Source organism: Methanococcoides vulcani, from assembly GCF_900111645.1.
GTDB classification, from domain to species: domain Archaea; phylum Halobacteriota; class Methanosarcinia; order Methanosarcinales; family Methanosarcinaceae; genus Methanococcoides; species Methanococcoides vulcani.
The window spans coordinates 24,850-38,692 of sequence record NZ_FOHQ01000001.1 but is presented as its reverse complement, the minus strand read 5'-3'; the positions used below and the strand labels follow the sequence as shown (position 1 = coordinate 38,692).

At 45.0% G+C, this 13,843-nt stretch carries 23 protein-coding genes; 12 read left to right on the top strand and 11 right to left on the bottom strand.

The genetic code is table 11. The annotated features are described in order from the left end of the window. Positions 1-108 precede the first annotated feature (108 nt). On the bottom strand, positions 109-369 hold the full coding sequence (locus BMX02_RS00230) for a hypothetical protein (protein ID WP_135606474.1): 261 nt from the start codon (positions 367-369) through the stop codon (positions 109-111). Between the two features lie 335 nt (positions 370-704). Between BMX02_RS00230 and BMX02_RS00225 the strand changes: the two genes are divergently transcribed. From BMX02_RS00225 to BMX02_RS00215, 3 genes are all read left to right on the top strand, one after another. Further along, positions 705-1,130: a peptidylprolyl isomerase gene (locus tag BMX02_RS00225; RefSeq protein WP_091688001.1), complete on the top strand. Its 426-nt coding sequence runs from the start codon at positions 705-707 to the stop codon at positions 1,128-1,130. A 162-nt stretch (positions 1,131-1,292) separates the two neighbouring features. Further along, positions 1,293-2,036, top strand: a complete 744-nt coding sequence (locus BMX02_RS00220) for a hypothetical protein (protein ID WP_091687999.1) — start codon at positions 1,293-1,295, stop codon at positions 2,034-2,036. A 66-nt stretch (positions 2,037-2,102) separates the two neighbouring features. After that, positions 2,103-2,315, top strand: coding sequence for a DUF1059 domain-containing protein (locus BMX02_RS00215; protein WP_091687997.1), 213 nt, complete (start codon positions 2,103-2,105; stop codon positions 2,313-2,315). 23 nt (positions 2,316-2,338) lie between these two features. Here the strand turns inward: BMX02_RS00215 and BMX02_RS00210 are convergent, their stop codons facing one another. Further along, positions 2,339-2,695 carry a winged helix-turn-helix transcriptional regulator gene (locus tag BMX02_RS00210; protein ID WP_091687995.1) on the bottom strand — a complete coding sequence of 119 codons (357 nt, stop codon included), beginning with the start codon at positions 2,693-2,695 and terminating at the stop codon, positions 2,339-2,341. Between the two features lie 90 nt (positions 2,696-2,785). On the opposite strand from BMX02_RS00210, the gene BMX02_RS00205 reads away from it, so the two are divergent. The 6 genes from BMX02_RS00205 (at position 2,786) to BMX02_RS00180 (ending at position 6,649) form a co-directional block, all read left to right on the top strand. Then, a complete protein-coding gene (locus BMX02_RS00205; protein WP_091687993.1) occupies positions 2,786-3,445 on the top strand; it encodes a nitrite/sulfite reductase domain-containing protein in 660 nt (219 codons plus the stop codon). A gap of 133 nt (positions 3,446-3,578) precedes the next feature. Continuing rightward, complete coding sequence (locus BMX02_RS00200; protein ID WP_091687991.1) at positions 3,579-4,361, top strand: DUF166 domain-containing protein; 783 nt, start codon at positions 3,579-3,581, stop codon at positions 4,359-4,361. Positions 4,362-4,388: 27 nt separating this feature from the next. Then, on the top strand, positions 4,389-4,709 hold the full coding sequence (locus BMX02_RS00195; RefSeq protein ID WP_394328869.1) for a CGGC domain-containing protein: 321 nt from the start codon (positions 4,389-4,391) through the stop codon (positions 4,707-4,709). A gap of 30 nt (positions 4,710-4,739) precedes the next feature. Beyond that, positions 4,740-5,108: an ATP-binding protein gene (locus BMX02_RS00190; protein WP_091687987.1), complete on the top strand. Its 369-nt coding sequence runs from the start codon at positions 4,740-4,742 to the stop codon at positions 5,106-5,108. Positions 5,109-5,114: 6 nt separating this feature from the next. Continuing rightward, a complete protein-coding gene (locus BMX02_RS00185; protein ID WP_244625077.1) occupies positions 5,115-6,089 on the top strand; it encodes a formylmethanofuran dehydrogenase in 975 nt (324 codons plus the stop codon). Positions 6,090-6,196: 107 nt separating this feature from the next. After that, on the top strand, positions 6,197-6,649 hold the full coding sequence (locus BMX02_RS00180; RefSeq protein WP_091687985.1) for a metal-dependent transcriptional regulator: 453 nt from the start codon (positions 6,197-6,199) through the stop codon (positions 6,647-6,649). Positions 6,650-6,716: 67 nt separating this feature from the next. Here BMX02_RS00180 and BMX02_RS00175 read toward each other — a convergent pair whose 3' ends face one another. After that, on the bottom strand, positions 6,717-6,980 hold the full coding sequence (locus BMX02_RS00175) for a helix-turn-helix transcriptional regulator (RefSeq protein ID WP_091687983.1): 264 nt from the start codon (positions 6,978-6,980) through the stop codon (positions 6,717-6,719). 406 nt (positions 6,981-7,386) lie between these two features. On the opposite strand from BMX02_RS00175, the gene BMX02_RS00170 reads away from it, so the two are divergent. Next, complete coding sequence (locus BMX02_RS00170) at positions 7,387-7,827, top strand: flavodoxin (protein WP_091687981.1); 441 nt, start codon at positions 7,387-7,389, stop codon at positions 7,825-7,827. A gap of 53 nt (positions 7,828-7,880) precedes the next feature. Beyond that, a complete protein-coding gene (locus BMX02_RS00165) occupies positions 7,881-8,273 on the top strand; it encodes a DUF2023 family protein (RefSeq protein ID WP_210409171.1) in 393 nt (130 codons plus the stop codon). A 617-nt stretch (positions 8,274-8,890) separates the two neighbouring features. Here BMX02_RS00165 and BMX02_RS12045 read toward each other — a convergent pair. The 8 genes from BMX02_RS12045 to BMX02_RS00130 are packed head-to-tail and all read right to left on the bottom strand — an operon-like array spanning position 8,891 to position 12,975. Further along, positions 8,891-9,079: an iron dependent repressor, metal binding and dimerization domain protein gene (locus tag BMX02_RS12045; protein WP_244625075.1), complete on the bottom strand. Its 189-nt coding sequence runs from the start codon at positions 9,077-9,079 to the stop codon at positions 8,891-8,893. A gap of 23 nt (positions 9,080-9,102) precedes the next feature. Then, positions 9,103-9,315, bottom strand: a complete 213-nt coding sequence (locus BMX02_RS12040) for a metal-dependent transcriptional regulator (RefSeq protein WP_244625073.1) — start codon at positions 9,313-9,315, stop codon at positions 9,103-9,105. After that, entirely contained in the window at positions 9,296-9,640 is a 345-nt protein-coding gene (locus BMX02_RS00155; RefSeq protein ID WP_091687979.1) for a hypothetical protein, read from the bottom strand. Before BMX02_RS00155 ends, BMX02_RS12040 begins: the two co-directional genes overlap by 20 nt. A 39-nt stretch (positions 9,641-9,679) precedes the next feature. Further along, positions 9,680-9,970, bottom strand: a complete 291-nt coding sequence (locus BMX02_RS00150; RefSeq protein WP_091687977.1) for a FeoC-like transcriptional regulator — start codon at positions 9,968-9,970, stop codon at positions 9,680-9,682. Between the two features lie 9 nt (positions 9,971-9,979). Further along, complete coding sequence (locus tag BMX02_RS00145; RefSeq protein ID WP_091687975.1) at positions 9,980-10,420, bottom strand: hypothetical protein; 441 nt, start codon at positions 10,418-10,420, stop codon at positions 9,980-9,982. Positions 10,421-10,441: 21 nt separating this feature from the next. Next, positions 10,442-12,469, bottom strand: coding sequence for a ferrous iron transport protein B (gene feoB / locus BMX02_RS00140; RefSeq protein WP_091687973.1), 2,028 nt, complete (start codon positions 12,467-12,469; stop codon positions 10,442-10,444). Positions 12,470-12,498: 29 nt separating this feature from the next. Beyond that, a complete protein-coding gene (locus BMX02_RS00135) occupies positions 12,499-12,729 on the bottom strand; it encodes a FeoA family protein (RefSeq protein ID WP_091687971.1) in 231 nt (76 codons plus the stop codon). Between the two features lie 6 nt (positions 12,730-12,735). Next, positions 12,736-12,975, bottom strand: coding sequence for a FeoA family protein (locus BMX02_RS00130; RefSeq protein WP_091687969.1), 240 nt, complete (start codon positions 12,973-12,975; stop codon positions 12,736-12,738). Positions 12,976-13,188: 213 nt separating this feature from the next. Here BMX02_RS00130 and BMX02_RS00125 point away from each other — a divergent pair, with 213 nt between their 5' ends. After that, positions 13,189-13,680 (top strand): metal-dependent transcriptional regulator, encoded by a 492-nt coding sequence (locus BMX02_RS00125; RefSeq protein WP_091687967.1) that lies wholly within the window; start codon positions 13,189-13,191, stop codon positions 13,678-13,680. The last annotated feature ends 163 nt before the right edge of the window (positions 13,681-13,843 follow it).

The following is a 13,843-nucleotide window of genomic DNA, read 5'->3' as shown; positions in this document are numbered from 1 at the left end:
TGAGAACTTTAATTAAAATATCAAAATAAAATAAGCGAATCACCATTCCATGTCAGAATGGTGCTAAACATCGAGCTAGCAGAACTTACCCCCAAAGAAAAAATAAGATCAATAGGGAGTCTTAGTTACGTATGACAGGTCGATCTTTGAAACGTTGGCTTTCTGAACAAGGAGAATAGACTTCCCATAGTCAGGGTTCTCATAATTGAAGATCAACCATGTGATCTCGTCTTCTTCTACTTCACGGCAATCCGTGATGTTATCATACCATATGATAGATGATGATGCACCGTCAAGCAAATAGAGATAACCTGACAGCTCGTGCCCCTCAGGCACATTTTTAATCATTTCAAGAATGGAATTAATCATCTTAGTAACACCCATTTTAACAAACCCTGAATGTATAAAATGATTTTGGTAAAAACACCCTTGAATAGACATCGGCCTTAACTTTTTTAGAATATTTGCCCACCTGACAATACCATATAAATAATGTCTCTTCGGGCAGAAAAACCGGGCACTCAGATCCTGAGGGCGATGATATAAATTCATAGACAAAATTGTGAATCAGAACAATTGATCACCAGGTCACAAATAAACTCTTAAAGTGTGGCCTAATCCGTTATTTCCATCTATTCCGATTTCTTACCTAACAGAAACCCTTAAATCCAGATTCACCATAAATCCCGATGGGAGACACATTAATGAAAAAAGCAATTATTGATACAAACAAAGGTCAGATCGTTCTGGAACTATTCGAAAAGGATGCACCCAAGACAGTTGCAAACTTTGAGAAGCTCATCAAACAGGGATTTTACAATGGCCTTACCTTCCACAGAGTAATACCAAACTTTGTCATCCAGGGAGGATGTCCAAAAGGAAACGGTTCAGGTGGACCCGGATACACCATTAAGTGCGAGATAAATCCTAAGAAGCATACAAAGGGCGCACTTTCCATGGCACATGCCGGAAAGAATACCGGAGGAAGCCAGTTCTTCATTACACATTCCCCACAGCCCCACCTTGACGGAGCACACACTGTTTTCGGAAAGGTCATCGAGGGTATGGACGTGGTCAACAAGATCAAAGAAGACGATGTAATGAACAAGTTAAGAGTGGAAGAGGAGTGAACTAACACTCCATTTCCGTTTTAAAAAACAGAGGGAAAAAAATGGAAGCAATAAGAGGGCTGTTCACAGCATGCGGATATGTATACCCGGTCATGAAGAAGCTAGCCCTGTTGTTGATCCTTGCCCTCGTACTACTATTAATAATTAGATCTGCGGTGTAACATGGATCAAAAGACATTCAACAAAGTCAGGGTCGCAGGACTTGTCATCAACGAGATCGAGGACCTTGCACCAAAAATGTACCCATATGTCGAATTCGTAAAGAACGAAGATGAAAGCGAAGGCAAATACAGTGTAACCCCGCTCTCAGGAGAGGGACTGGAAATGCACGAAATGCTCCAGAACAAATACCAGAAATGGTATGCTTGCGTTCTGGAATTGCTAGAGCAGTATTATCCTGAAAAAGCCGAGGAATTCACACAAGCATATGAGAACGCTATCCCTTACGTCACTCTTGAATGCAAACCAAGAGTTCCAAACAGCTGCAAAATGCAGTTCGAATTCGTCAAGTACCTGACAGCCCAGAAGACAATACTATCCCACCTGTTCTCAAGGATCTCCACCATGGAGATCACAGAAAGCGAACCAGATACAATCGAGAGTGAAGATGTTGGAATTACAGGCGGGGAGATCTCACTGGAAATGAAGGCTTTGCTTTTCAAACAGGCCATCAAACCGGTCCTTGATGAAGAGATTCAAAAATTCATGGACAAACTGGCTCAGGAGGAGTGCGCACTCAGCGAGGTCACAGATCTTTCCGAAGACATAATCGCCTCTGATGCTGCAGACATAGAGCAGATAAAAACCAAATGTGCCCGCCTTCAGCAGACCTGCCGTAAAGATGCCTTGTGCACAGAAAACATAAAGCAACTGGCACCACTATTCAATATAATAAGCAGACTCTGAGTTCTGCTTTTTATACTGCTTTTTATAATATTTTAGTATAGCATCTCAAAGGATGGAGGAAAGCAGATGAAAATTATAAAGTGCAGGGACCTTGGATTCAATTGTGACTTCATGGCAACAGGCGCTGCATCTGAATCTGATGATGTGAAACAAAAGATGATGGATCACATAACTGAAAAGCATCTCTCAGAGAAAGATATGTCAAAAGAAGACCTTGAAGAGATAGCCTCACGTATCGACATTGTGTTGAGCAGAGGTTGCGGCTGCGGAGCCCTTTAAGAAAGCCACAATGCAACATAATGTTATAATTTGCAGTTCTTGCAATTGGAAAGGCCGCAGATCTTATTCTCGAACTTCCATTCGAGACCCCACTTCTTAATGGATTGAATAATCTGTATGAACTCTTCCCCGCTTCTGGTCAGAGAATAAGTGTGTATAACAGGGTCCTTTGAATCATCAAGCGTCTTCTTCACAAGACCTTCCTGCTCCAGTTCCTTGAGCCTTACTGAAAGGGTCTTCGGGGTAATGGTCTGTAACTTCTTCTTAAGTTCATTGAACCTTTTTTCCTCGTTGTTACCCTTATAAAGCTCCAGCAATATGCACAAAGTCCATCTTTTGCCAATTATATCGATCGTTTTGTAGATGGTACAATCTTTCATAGTATCAGGAAAGAAACTGGCATTATATATAGAGGTATCCCAAATATACTTAGTAACGAAAAACAACAAAATTTTAGAGGAGAGTACTAAATGACAAAGGACATACCTGAAAAGGGAGCAATTATTCAGAGGGACAAGGAAACATTCGCGATCGCACCACATATCGCCGGAGGCATAGCATCACCGGACCTACTCAGGAAGATAGCTGATGTATCTGAGAAATATGGTGCAGCTGCTATTAAGGTAACATCCGCCCAGAGAATGGCCATCGTAGGTCTCAAAGAAGAAGACCTTGACAACGTATGGGAAGAACTTGGAATGAAGCCAGCCGCTGCGATCGGCCTCTGTGTCAGGAGCGTTAAGATCTGTCCGGGAACCACATTCTGTAAACGTGGACAGCAGGACTCTGTCGGACTTGGCCTCAAACTTGATGAGATATACCATGGAATGGAGCTGCCATCAAAGCTCAAGATCGGTGTATCAGGCTGCATGAACTCCTGTGCTGAGAACGCCATCAAGGACATCGGTATCATGGGCACACCTAAAGGATTCACCGTTATGGTCGGTGGCAGTGCCGGACTCAGACCACGTCTTGCAGAGGTCATTGCAGAGGAGCTCGATGAGGAAGAGGTTCTTGCTCTTGTTGACAAGATCATCACATACTACAAGACCCACACAAAGAAACACAGGCTTGGAAGGATCATTGACGACATCGGACTTGACACCTTCAAGAAAGAAGTCGGTCTTTGAGCAAACTATTATTACGACCGCCAGGGTTCTTTTCAAGAACCCTGACATCCCCGTGCATCGCTTACGAACACGATCTACAGGGTGATCCGGACAAAGGATCCTGCTTATTTTCCTGATGAATATAGAGGAGACCATGCAGATCAGCTTTTATTATACCGGAGAGTTCGGAAGGAAGGTTATCGGCAATGTGGTGAATTCCAGCACATTCTGCACGTCCTGTGGAGAGCTTTGTGACCACTGCAGGGAGAAGAAGAGATCGTATGCTGACCGGATCGTTGACATATACGAGTTCCCGGCCGACCTGCCACAATTCATCGAAGAGCCTGAAGAATACCTGCCTGAGAATATGGGCAAATGTGATCTGCTGATAGCCATGGACCTTCATCCGGACATTCTTTCCGTCCTACCGAAGATGGCGGAAATGTCAGGTGCAAAGGCTGTTATCGCACCCATAGAGGTTCCAAAGCTTGCACCTGCCGGACTTGTCCAGCAAATAAAGGAGAGCCTTGAAGCAGAGGGAATAGACTGTGAGTTCCCAAAACCATTCTGCTCACTTGTAAAGACAGGAAAGACACTGATCGATGAATTTGTAGATATGGGATTTGGCAGGCCACTGCTTGCCATAGAGGTCGACAAAGAGAGGAATATATTCACACATGCAAAGGTCCTGAGGGACGCTCCATGCGGATCCACATGGTATGTCGCTAAAAAACTTAGCTGGTCGGATATCGAAACCTACAAGGAGACCGTATCCGGAGCACACCACGCATACCCATGTACTGCAAGTATGGACAAGGACCCGCAACTGAAAGATACAATCCTGCATGAAGCCGGATACATAATCAGGAAAAGCGTTGAAGAAGCAGCCCATATTAAAAATAAAAAAGAAGAAGTTCCGTCTGAAGATGAAAAATGAGGTGAGAACATTACTGAAGATAACCCTTTGAAGATAGCTGTTCTCAGATGCGATATCGTATCCGAGGCCTGCCCGGGAACAGGATGCTTTAAAGCTTTCAACGAACGGAGAGTAAAGTTCGCCGACTATGATGATAATACACAAATGGTTGCTTTTTTCACATGCGGAGGCTGCTCAGGCAGACGCGTATTCCGGTTGGTGCGCTCACTCCGGAAAAACGGAGTGGATGTGATACACCTAAGCTCATGCATGCAGATGAAGAACTACCCGGAGTGCCCGCATATCGATACCATCAAGAGAACGATCGAAAATGCAGGTATCAAAATTGTTGAGGGAACACATCACTGATAACTAATAATTGAGAATGGAGAGGATACAATGGTTAAACGCATGATAGTTAAGATCGATGAAGATAAGTGTACAGGTTGTGGACAATGTGTTTCTCCCTGTGCCGAAGGAGCCATACAGATAATTGACGGCAAGGCAAAGGTCGTTTCCGAAGAACTCTGTGATGGTATGGGATTCTGTATAGGGGTCTGCCCTGAGGGAGCTATCACCATCGAAGAGAGACAGACCGTGGAGTTCAATGCTGAAAAAGCAGAAGCGCAGCCAAAGAGCACAGATGTCTCCATCAGGTGTTTCAGCTGCGGTGCCGGGGAAGATGAAAGGTACCTCATGCCTATGAGGCATAAGATGGAGAGTCTCTGGGTCTGTACACGCTGTCTGCCCCAGCTTATCCATGGGTGAAGCAAATTGATAGAGCTTGAACTCACCTCAAGGGTGAATCACCTCTGCGACTACACGTTCAATTTCTACTGGCATGAAAAAGAACTTGAACCTGCTGCAGTTATCCCGCACCAGAAAAATAGTGAATATACATACCAGCAACTTGTGGACGAACTCAAAAAAGGAGAGGACGTTCACATAAAGGGAAGTGTCGGTTCAAGGTTCGCATATAGCCTAGGGGTTAACCTTGCACATTTTGGCGGGTCTGGTAAGACCGAGCCTGCAGGATGCATTTTTGTAGACGGCGATATAGGACCGGAAGCAGGGATGGGCATGCCAGCCGGTACACTTTATTTAACGGGAGATATTGAGGAGCCACTGGGAAACATCATCGAGGTCAGTTCCGATGAGGAAGGATACAGGAAGTTCATTTCCATCACAGAGCTACTCTGTGGCAACAGCTCCGAAGTCCCCATTGGGAACAGTTTCGATGCAGGGAACAAAGAACTGGTACTGACAGACAACATCCTCCGCGGAACCCTTGCTTCAAGATGTGACTGCAATGCAGAGATCATTGTCGAAGGACATGTTTACAACGGCACCGGACTCCTTATGGAGAACGGTACCATCACGGTCAGGGGCGATGCAGGGCTCAACACCGGTGCACACCTGAACGGCGGCAATGTTGTGATCGAAGGCACTGTAGGTGAATTTGCAGGTGCTTACATGAAAGCCGGCGTCCTGCTGTTCAATGATGCGAAAGGATATGCCGGTGCAGGCATGCTTGGTGGCACCATCTATTCCAGGAAGAAGATACCGCCTGCACCCCCTGCTGAGAAAATGAGGATGGGAGGCAAGGACAGCTCAACCGTACGAAAACTCACCGGCTCAGGACGCGTGGAGTCCATGCTTTACAACAAATATGAGGTCGGTGAGGAGAAAGCGCAGTATGTCAAGGTGAAGATGAGGGACGGTTCCATCGTTATGCGGAAAGTGGACTGAGATGACGAATCTGGCATTTAGCCTTGAACACCCTTCTTACATAAAATATATATAAACCAAAATTGTATCCTGATAGTATTAGATATACCGAAAAAGGTTGGATATGCTTGACTACTGAGAGAACTGAAGATTACCTGAAGGCTATTGACACCATAATTGAGAAAAAAGGATACTCGCAGGTTAAGGATATTGCGCGGTTCCTGAATGTCAGCCCTTCCAGTGTTACCGGAATGTTCAAGAAGCTAACCAAAGAGGGATACATCAATTACGAGAAATACGGAGGAGTTACCCTCACTCCGGAAGGAAGGAAAGTTGCCAGGAGCACTAAGGAAAAGTACAGTGTCCTGCATGAGTTCCTGATCCTGCTTGGAGTTGATGAGCTCACCGCTGATGACGATGCATGCAAGATGGAGCATGCTGTTACACCCCAGACACTTGAAAAACTCACGAAATTCAGTGAATTCGTCCACCGCAATGATGATATGCCAAACTTTTTGAGCAACTTTAAAATTTACTGTGAAACTGGCAAGATCCCAAAATGTGACAAGTCTAAAAATTAAAAAAGACGAAGAAGAACAGTATGAACAGATCATCACGATATGTTACACACTTTTTCCCCTTTTCGAGTTAAACTGTAGGTCCGAGTTGTATCTGAGGGACGCTAGAATAACCAGTCCCGCAGCTTCTGCCACAACAGCCTGAACAGGATCCAGAGATCGATGAACATGATCTGCTGTCGGTTATTTCAATATATCCCATTTTTTCCATCATATCGATCATACCATTTAGCTGGTTCTTACTAATATCCAACTTCTTTGCAAGCTCGTTAAAAGTTAGATGTCCACCAACATCACGGATCTGTTTTAGAACGTATCTGAACCCAACTACCATTCCATAACCTCCTGATCAAATGCCCGACAATACCGGGAAGTCTTTTTTAAAGCAAATTTTTTGGCTAATTTTTTGAGCATTTCTCAATATTTAAAACCCTAAATTGGTTCATATGAACCTATCTTGGGTTAAAACACCAGAAGGGGTGGTGAACTATCTAGCCGTAAGGAAAGGATATTGGGAGGGGGACACCTCCAAAAAACTTCAACATCGCCGTTTTTGACAGCCACGCAGAATCAACACACATTATTACCACCTGCTGAACATAAAAGCACTCGTTTGTTTGCATGCCAAAAAGAATTAGCAATTACAACAGATTTATATAATATTCATACGCAGTTTGCATGACAATACGATTTTGGGTTACCCAAAAAACAAATTGTTCGAAAAAAATCGAGGACAAAATATGACGAAAAACATTATTGTGTATGGAAGTACTACAGGGAACACCCAGATCCTGGCTGAGGAAATCGAAGATACCTTGAAACGATCTAATGGGGACTTCGAGCTGATGAAACTAACAGACCTGCAACCATCTGACCTGACAGCCTATGACCTGATACTTTGGGGATGTTCCACATGGGGAAAACGTGAATTGCAGGATGACTTCATCTCTTTCAAAGATGGTATGAAGGATATCGACCTCAGCGGAAAGAAAGTTGCCTGTTTCGGATTCGAGGATAGTGATTACTCACTGTTCTGCGAGGCTGTGAACATGCTCGAAGAGTGGTTAAAGCACTGCGGTCCACAGGTCATTATCGAGGGTGTGAAGATCGATGGTGATGTAGATGCCCAGCTTGTCAAGGCAGAAGAGTGGTCAGAAAATGTTGTCCAGGCAGCAAGTTGATCGAGGTCACAAGCGATCCCATATAATAAAACCGATAACAGGGTGAAATTCAATTGAAAGCAGTAACCGAAGAACTATTAAGGAAACATTTTGATGGGAATATGCAAGTATTCCGGCATCATATGTATGAGTACCAGAAAGGACTCAGAGACCTTATCCTGCACACGACCTCCAGTGGTTTCCGGGATGAGATGGTCAGGATGGTCGAAAAGAACAATGTGGCCTATCTTATTTATTCTCCTGCAGATACAAAAGTAAATGTATTCTTCGGAGACGAGAGATGTATCAATGTCCTAAAAACCATAGGTGAAAATAATCTATCGGAGTACACCGATGAGGAAGATTTCATGCTCGGCATCATGCTTGGTTATGATCGGTTGAAGCAGTGCGAACGTTTCCTTGAAAGGAACGTTAAGAATGGGATGGTCGAAGTACTTGTGGGGTAATGAAGCTACTTCGATCTATGCTCCCCACTTTCCGCAGGCACATCTTAAATTTAACTATTTTTACTGCTATTGTTTTTTCCATTAAATATTTAGCATTACATCCAAGTGCTTTCGTATAGATTTCGTGTAACTTGCACAGTCAAGCACGCCAAGGTCTGCGAATCTTGTTCTTTGAATCCTGCACAGAAAAAATAAATCTTGAATTTTAGGTGTGCACTTAAGAACAACAGCAAGATAATTATAGTCAAGCACCAATGTTTTTAACTGACAATATCTAAAAAACTGTGATCAACAGATGGTACAACAGTAAGACTGGAACTATAATTGTATATTTATTGATATCCGTGGAAAGTGAGATGATTGAAGAAGAATGTCTTATTGCTTGCTTGTTAGTTGCGATGATTTTAGAACTCGATTTTGACAGTTATATCTCCTTTGAAAACTAAAAAATTGCTGAACAAACAATTTGATATAAAAATGGATGTAGAATGACAATATCGAAAAACAATAGCAAAAAGAATATTGATTTTATTGAGATATCTGCGGAAACCGTTTTATTCCTTTTTGGTGTATTCTGTTTTACAGGCTCAGATCGATCCAGTTGATACTGAGATCTATTAATTTCTTGTTAAGCAGAACATTTCAAAACGTTCAAGCCACAGAGGTGAGTCTGTTGCAGTCTCAACGAATTTAACAAAGTTCTTGATCTGTTTTGTCGTAATATCATTTAGTTCATGTTCCATTGTGCATGCATCCTTATCGGCGATCTCTCTGGGTACACTTATGATCTCCAGAAAAGCTTTCAAAGCATCGTGGCGGTCCTTTATAATCAGTGCGACCTCCCGCCCCTTTCAGTCAGTGTCACACCTTTATATCTCCTGTAAATTACATAACCCAAGTTGTCAAGTTTCTGTACCATTTCAGTAACACTTGGAGACCTGATATCCAATGAATCGGCTACATCCTTTACTCTTGCGTATCCTTTATCATCTGCGATATTAAGAATAGCTTCCAGATAATCTTCAGCTTTCCGTGACAGCATGGCCGATACCCTGGATCCCTCTTTGCACATGGTATTTCGTTATGTTATGACAAGCCCCAAATCCCTTCTCTGTAAGGATGTACGTAACCCCGCGCGAATAGATCGAATAACTGTCCAATGGTGAGCAAACCATTGGGCAGCAAGAGCTGTTTTGGGAATCACAACCCGATTTGTTGATATAACCTCTGTGTTCCATTAACTCCAGTATAAATTCCAGTTCATTACGTGTTATTCCCAGTTTGCCGATTATCTCGTCAAAGGTCGTGTTCCCCTGTGATACAAGGTCCAGTATCCCCCTTGAGATGGTTTTGTATCCGATTATCATGAACTACTCCCCCTTTTGTTCATTATTTTCTAAATGGTATTATTCACAACATACCTTTCTTCCTTTCTCGGTAAGACGATATGTTTTTCCGATGCCAAGATTCGATCCGGAACAGGCGTGCCCCATGCCACAACCTGCGCAACTTGTTGTGGCAGGAGGCGAGCTCATGCATGTGCTCTCGATGTCGCCTTCATGTTCCATGGACTCAAGAAGGTCCTTCAACTCTTTTGTGCCTAGGTTAAGCCTTCGGGAAAGTTCCCCGAAGGTTATGTTGTCCTGAGACAGAGTCGTTGCGACCTCCTTTAGCATGTATCGATAGCCGATTCTCATTTCATCATCTCAAGCCTTTGTCATCTCTGTGGTGAACCTGTCCTTCCAGAAGAAGTACCCGATAAGGGACAGGATCCCGAGGTAGATGCCAGGCCTCATGCTGTCAATAATGCGCCATCCTTCATAGTCCTCGCTCTTTACCACGTAGAACATAAGGATATCTGACCCCATGACCAGGAGATAGACTGCCATGAACACCAGTGACATCAGGATGCCAACATAGATGTAGGACACGCCCATGTGGACCCCTGCGGTTAGTTCTTTGACCGCGTACAGGAACACAGCCCCGATCACGACAAAGCAGAAACCACCGAAGAAATCTCCAGGGATCAGCAACAATTCAGCCAGACCTGTCTCGATCCCGAATCCTTCCAGCATCTTCAGGATACCGAATACTACATAGAGTATTCCTGCCACCATTGCAAAGATCATTTTATTTGTATTTGCCATCAATATCACCTCAATTCAAGTTCATACTCCCCATCCTATGGCTGTACCTATGCGGTAGATGAGGAATGCAGCTATCCATGCCAGTGTTGTTCCATAGACCATCATAAAGAGCGTCCATTTCCAGCTACCGGTTTCCTTCTTTACCACACCAACACATGCAATGCATGGCACGTACAGGAGTGTGAATACCATCAGTCCAAGGGCTGTCAGCGGGCTCATAGCTCCTGCTGTTAAGATTTCAGCAAGGGCGTCTTCGTCCTCCCCTGTTCCGTACAGCACTCCCATGGAACCTATCACGATCTCCTTGGCAATGAATCCAAAGACCAGGGCTACTGCTACTTTCCAGTCAAACCCGAGAGGTGAGACAAGGGGCTCCATTACGTGCCCTAGCACACCTATCATGGAATCTTCTGTACCGAGGATCTCCTCGGACGCGAACGCTGCATCCACTCCCGGAGCCGGGATGGCTGACAGCAACCACACAAAGACAACACCAACCAGGATGATAGTACCTGCCTTTTTCAGGTATATGGAACCTTTTTCCCACATGTGTATCGCACTTGCCTTGGCTGTGGGAAGCCGGTATGGGGGCAGTTCCATGATAAAGGGAGACGGTTTGCCTTTTACCACTGTGCCACGTATCAATTTTGCAGAGAGTATGGCAACGATGATACCTAATATGTATATACCAAAGATCACTGAGCCTGCCTGTCTTCCAAAGAACGCTCCTGCCAGCATGAGATATACCGGCAATCGTGCACCGCAGGAAATGAATGGGTTCACAAGAATTGTCACCAGTCTGTCCCTTTCGTCCTCGATGGTCCGGGTGGCCATGATCGCAGGCACATTACAGCCGAACCCCATCAACAGTGGAATGAACGATCGTCCATTCAGACCGATCTTGTACATGAGCTTATCCATGACGAACGCGGCTCGTGCCATATATCCAGAATCTTCCAGCAACGATATCATGAGGAACAGTAACAGGATATTGGGGAGGAATATCATAACAGCGCCCACACCGCCGACGATACCATCGCCCAGCAGGGAGCCAAGCACGGGATTTGTGATGCTATCTGCAACCACTCCAGCCAGCCAGCCAAAGAACATATCAACGAATTCCATGAGCGGGGTTGCGACCGTGAACGTCACCTCGAACGCTGCCCACATCATGGCTAAGAATATAGGTATTCCAAGATACTTGTTGGTGACCGCCCTGTCGATCATATCCGAGAATGTCACCTCTTTGACACACTTGACGCAGACCTGTGGAAGCACCGTATTGATGGCCTCGTATCGTTTCTCTGCCATGGCTGCTTCATAATCTTCCTTTTCGATCGTGCTGAGCACACTGTTGACTTGGGTACCCACTGAACTTCCCTCAATCTTTTCCAGGATGTTCTCATCGCCGTCCAGCAGCTTCACACTCAACCATCGCACCGGATACTTGCCTGACAGTGCGCTGTCTTTACCAACAATTTCTTCCAGCTCGATGATCTTTTTCTCGATATCATCACCGTAGCTTACCTCGTGTTCGTGGTGTTCACCCTTGTCGGCTTCCCTGACGACCTCTTCCAGTAAAGCGTCGATCCCTTCTGCCCTGTTAGCAACTGTCTTTACAACAGGGATCTCCAGGAAATCTTCCATTTTTCTGGTGTCTATTTTATCTCCCCTGGACTCTGCAAGGTCCCACATATTGAGGGCTATGACCACCCTGGAACCAAGTTCCATCAACTGTGTGGTGAGATACAGGTTCCTCTCAAGGTTCGTGGCATCCACGATCTGTACCACCACATCCGGTTTCTCTTCCACCACATAGTCCCGTGCCACGACCTCGTCAATGGAGTATGCCGTGAGACTGTACGTCCCCGGAAGGTCCACGACCTCTATCTCCGTATCCTTGTACGTCCTCTTTCCGGTCTTTTTCTCCACCGTCACCCCTGGCCAGTTCCCCACATGCTGTCTTGCACCTGTGATGGCATTGAACAAGGTGGTCTTTCCAACATTGGGATTACCTGCCAGGGCGATGGTTATTTTTTTCTTTTCCATATATATCCAATCCTGATTTCCAACTTCATTTAACAATCTGATACCATTATCTTTGTAGCCATACCTTTGCCCAGGGCGTATTTGGTGCCGTTCACAACGACAACCAGGGCACCCCGCTCAGACCTGTGGACCGTGACAAGACTGTCCTCGCAAAACCCCATCTCGACCAGACGTCGTTTCAGGCCCTGGCCCGCGTTGATAGAAACAACTGTTCCCTCTTTTCCTTCGGGCATCATGGTCAGAGGTAGAACATGGGGCATGGCAGGTCACGCTCCCAGGGGCTGGACCACGATAAGTTCAGCTTCTGCTTTTCTCAGGGACAGGTTGTAGCCTTTGACAAGGAACTCCAGAGGATCACCCATAGGGGCTTTCCCTATCACCTCGATCTCGGCTCCCGGCACCATTCCCATGTCAAGGATCCTTCTTCTGGCAGAGCCTCTGCCAGTTATCTGTATTACTTTTGCTTTGCTGCCCGGTTCGAGCAGGTTAAGCGTAGTTTCGGACATTTAGATCAAACTCCATTTTTTGTTAATACAATACAATGTTTGTATACCAAAAAGGAATGGTCATATATAAAAGTTTCGTGGAACCTAAACATCTGGCAGAGATATGTGCAGATCTGTATTTTTGTATTCCAGCCGCAGACCAACGCTATGTTTATATATGACCGCCACCAAGTTCCAAATATATTTTGGCAAACCAAAACAGGATGATCAGGTATGGCAACAGAAAGAACTGAAGATTATTTGAAAATGCTGGATTCAATTATAAAGAAGAAAGGGTATGCAAGGGTGAAGGATATTTCTGAGATCATGGGACTGAACCCCTCCAGTGTCACAGGGATGTTCAAGAAACTGAACAGGGAAGGTTACATCAATTACGAAAAATACGGTGCCGTCACCCTGACCCCAAAAGGAGAGGAGATCGCCAGGGCAACCGAGGAAAAATACGATGTCCTGCAGGAATTCCTCCAGATACTGGGAGTGGATGCTAAAACAGCCGATGAGGATGCATGCAGGATAGAGCACGGTCTCACCCACGAGACCCTGGACGTGTTCACGAAGTTCGTTGAGTTCATCAATAAGAAAGAGGGATTGCCGCTGTGGTTAGAGCATTTCAGGTATTTCTATAATACCGGGGAATACGTTGAATGCACCCCTGCAACACAGGATAGCTGTCCCGTGCATGGGATAAAGAAGAACAGCGAATGAACGGGATGGCCTTGCCATTTCGCCCATCAATGTTCAAACGTTTTTTAGTTCATACCTTGTTTGTGTTCTGTAATATCAACAATGATGCTCTGGTAATGGGTGATCACGCCTTCCTCGCGCTGGATAAAGGTCTTTTCTTCGACCCGCCGTACATCCCCTGATC

Bases quoted from the DNA above. Each gene is read 5' to 3' on its own strand.
- BMX02_RS00230 (WP_135606474.1), bottom strand. From the start codon at position 369: ATGATTAATTCCATTCTTGAAATGATTAAAAATGTGCCTGAGGGGCAC.
- BMX02_RS00225 (WP_091688001.1), top strand. From the start codon at position 705: ATGAAAAAAGCAATTATTGATACAAACAAAGGTCAGATCGTTCTGGAA.
- BMX02_RS00220 (WP_091687999.1), top strand. From the start codon at position 1,293: ATGGATCAAAAGACATTCAACAAAGTCAGGGTCGCAGGACTTGTCATC.
- BMX02_RS00215 (WP_091687997.1), top strand. From the start codon at position 2,103: ATGAAAATTATAAAGTGCAGGGACCTTGGATTCAATTGTGACTTCATG.
- BMX02_RS00210 (WP_091687995.1), bottom strand. From the start codon at position 2,695: ATGAAAGATTGTACCATCTACAAAACGATCGATATAATTGGCAAAAGA.
- BMX02_RS00205 (WP_091687993.1), top strand. From the start codon at position 2,786: ATGACAAAGGACATACCTGAAAAGGGAGCAATTATTCAGAGGGACAAG.
- BMX02_RS00200 (WP_091687991.1), top strand. From the start codon at position 3,579: ATGCAGATCAGCTTTTATTATACCGGAGAGTTCGGAAGGAAGGTTATC.
- BMX02_RS00190 (WP_091687987.1), top strand. From the start codon at position 4,740: ATGGTTAAACGCATGATAGTTAAGATCGATGAAGATAAGTGTACAGGT.
- BMX02_RS00175 (WP_091687983.1), bottom strand. From the start codon at position 6,980: ATGGTAGTTGGGTTCAGATACGTTCTAAAACAGATCCGTGATGTTGGT.
- BMX02_RS00170 (WP_091687981.1), top strand. From the start codon at position 7,387: ATGACGAAAAACATTATTGTGTATGGAAGTACTACAGGGAACACCCAG.
- BMX02_RS12040 (WP_244625073.1), bottom strand. From the start codon at position 9,315: ATGCTGTCACGGAAAGCTGAAGATTATCTGGAAGCTATTCTTAATATC.
- BMX02_RS00155 (WP_091687979.1), bottom strand. From the start codon at position 9,640: ATGATAATCGGATACAAAACCATCTCAAGGGGGATACTGGACCTTGTA.
- BMX02_RS00150 (WP_091687977.1), bottom strand. From the start codon at position 9,970: ATGAGAATCGGCTATCGATACATGCTAAAGGAGGTCGCAACGACTCTG.
- BMX02_RS00145 (WP_091687975.1), bottom strand. From the start codon at position 10,420: ATGGCAAATACAAATAAAATGATCTTTGCAATGGTGGCAGGAATACTC.
- feoB (WP_091687973.1), bottom strand. From the start codon at position 12,469: ATGGAAAAGAAAAAAATAACCATCGCCCTGGCAGGTAATCCCAATGTT.
- BMX02_RS00135 (WP_091687971.1), bottom strand. From the start codon at position 12,729: ATGCCCCATGTTCTACCTCTGACCATGATGCCCGAAGGAAAAGAGGGA.
- BMX02_RS00130 (WP_091687969.1), bottom strand. From the start codon at position 12,975: ATGTCCGAAACTACGCTTAACCTGCTCGAACCGGGCAGCAAAGCAAAA.
- BMX02_RS00125 (WP_091687967.1), top strand. From the start codon at position 13,189: ATGGCAACAGAAAGAACTGAAGATTATTTGAAAATGCTGGATTCAATT.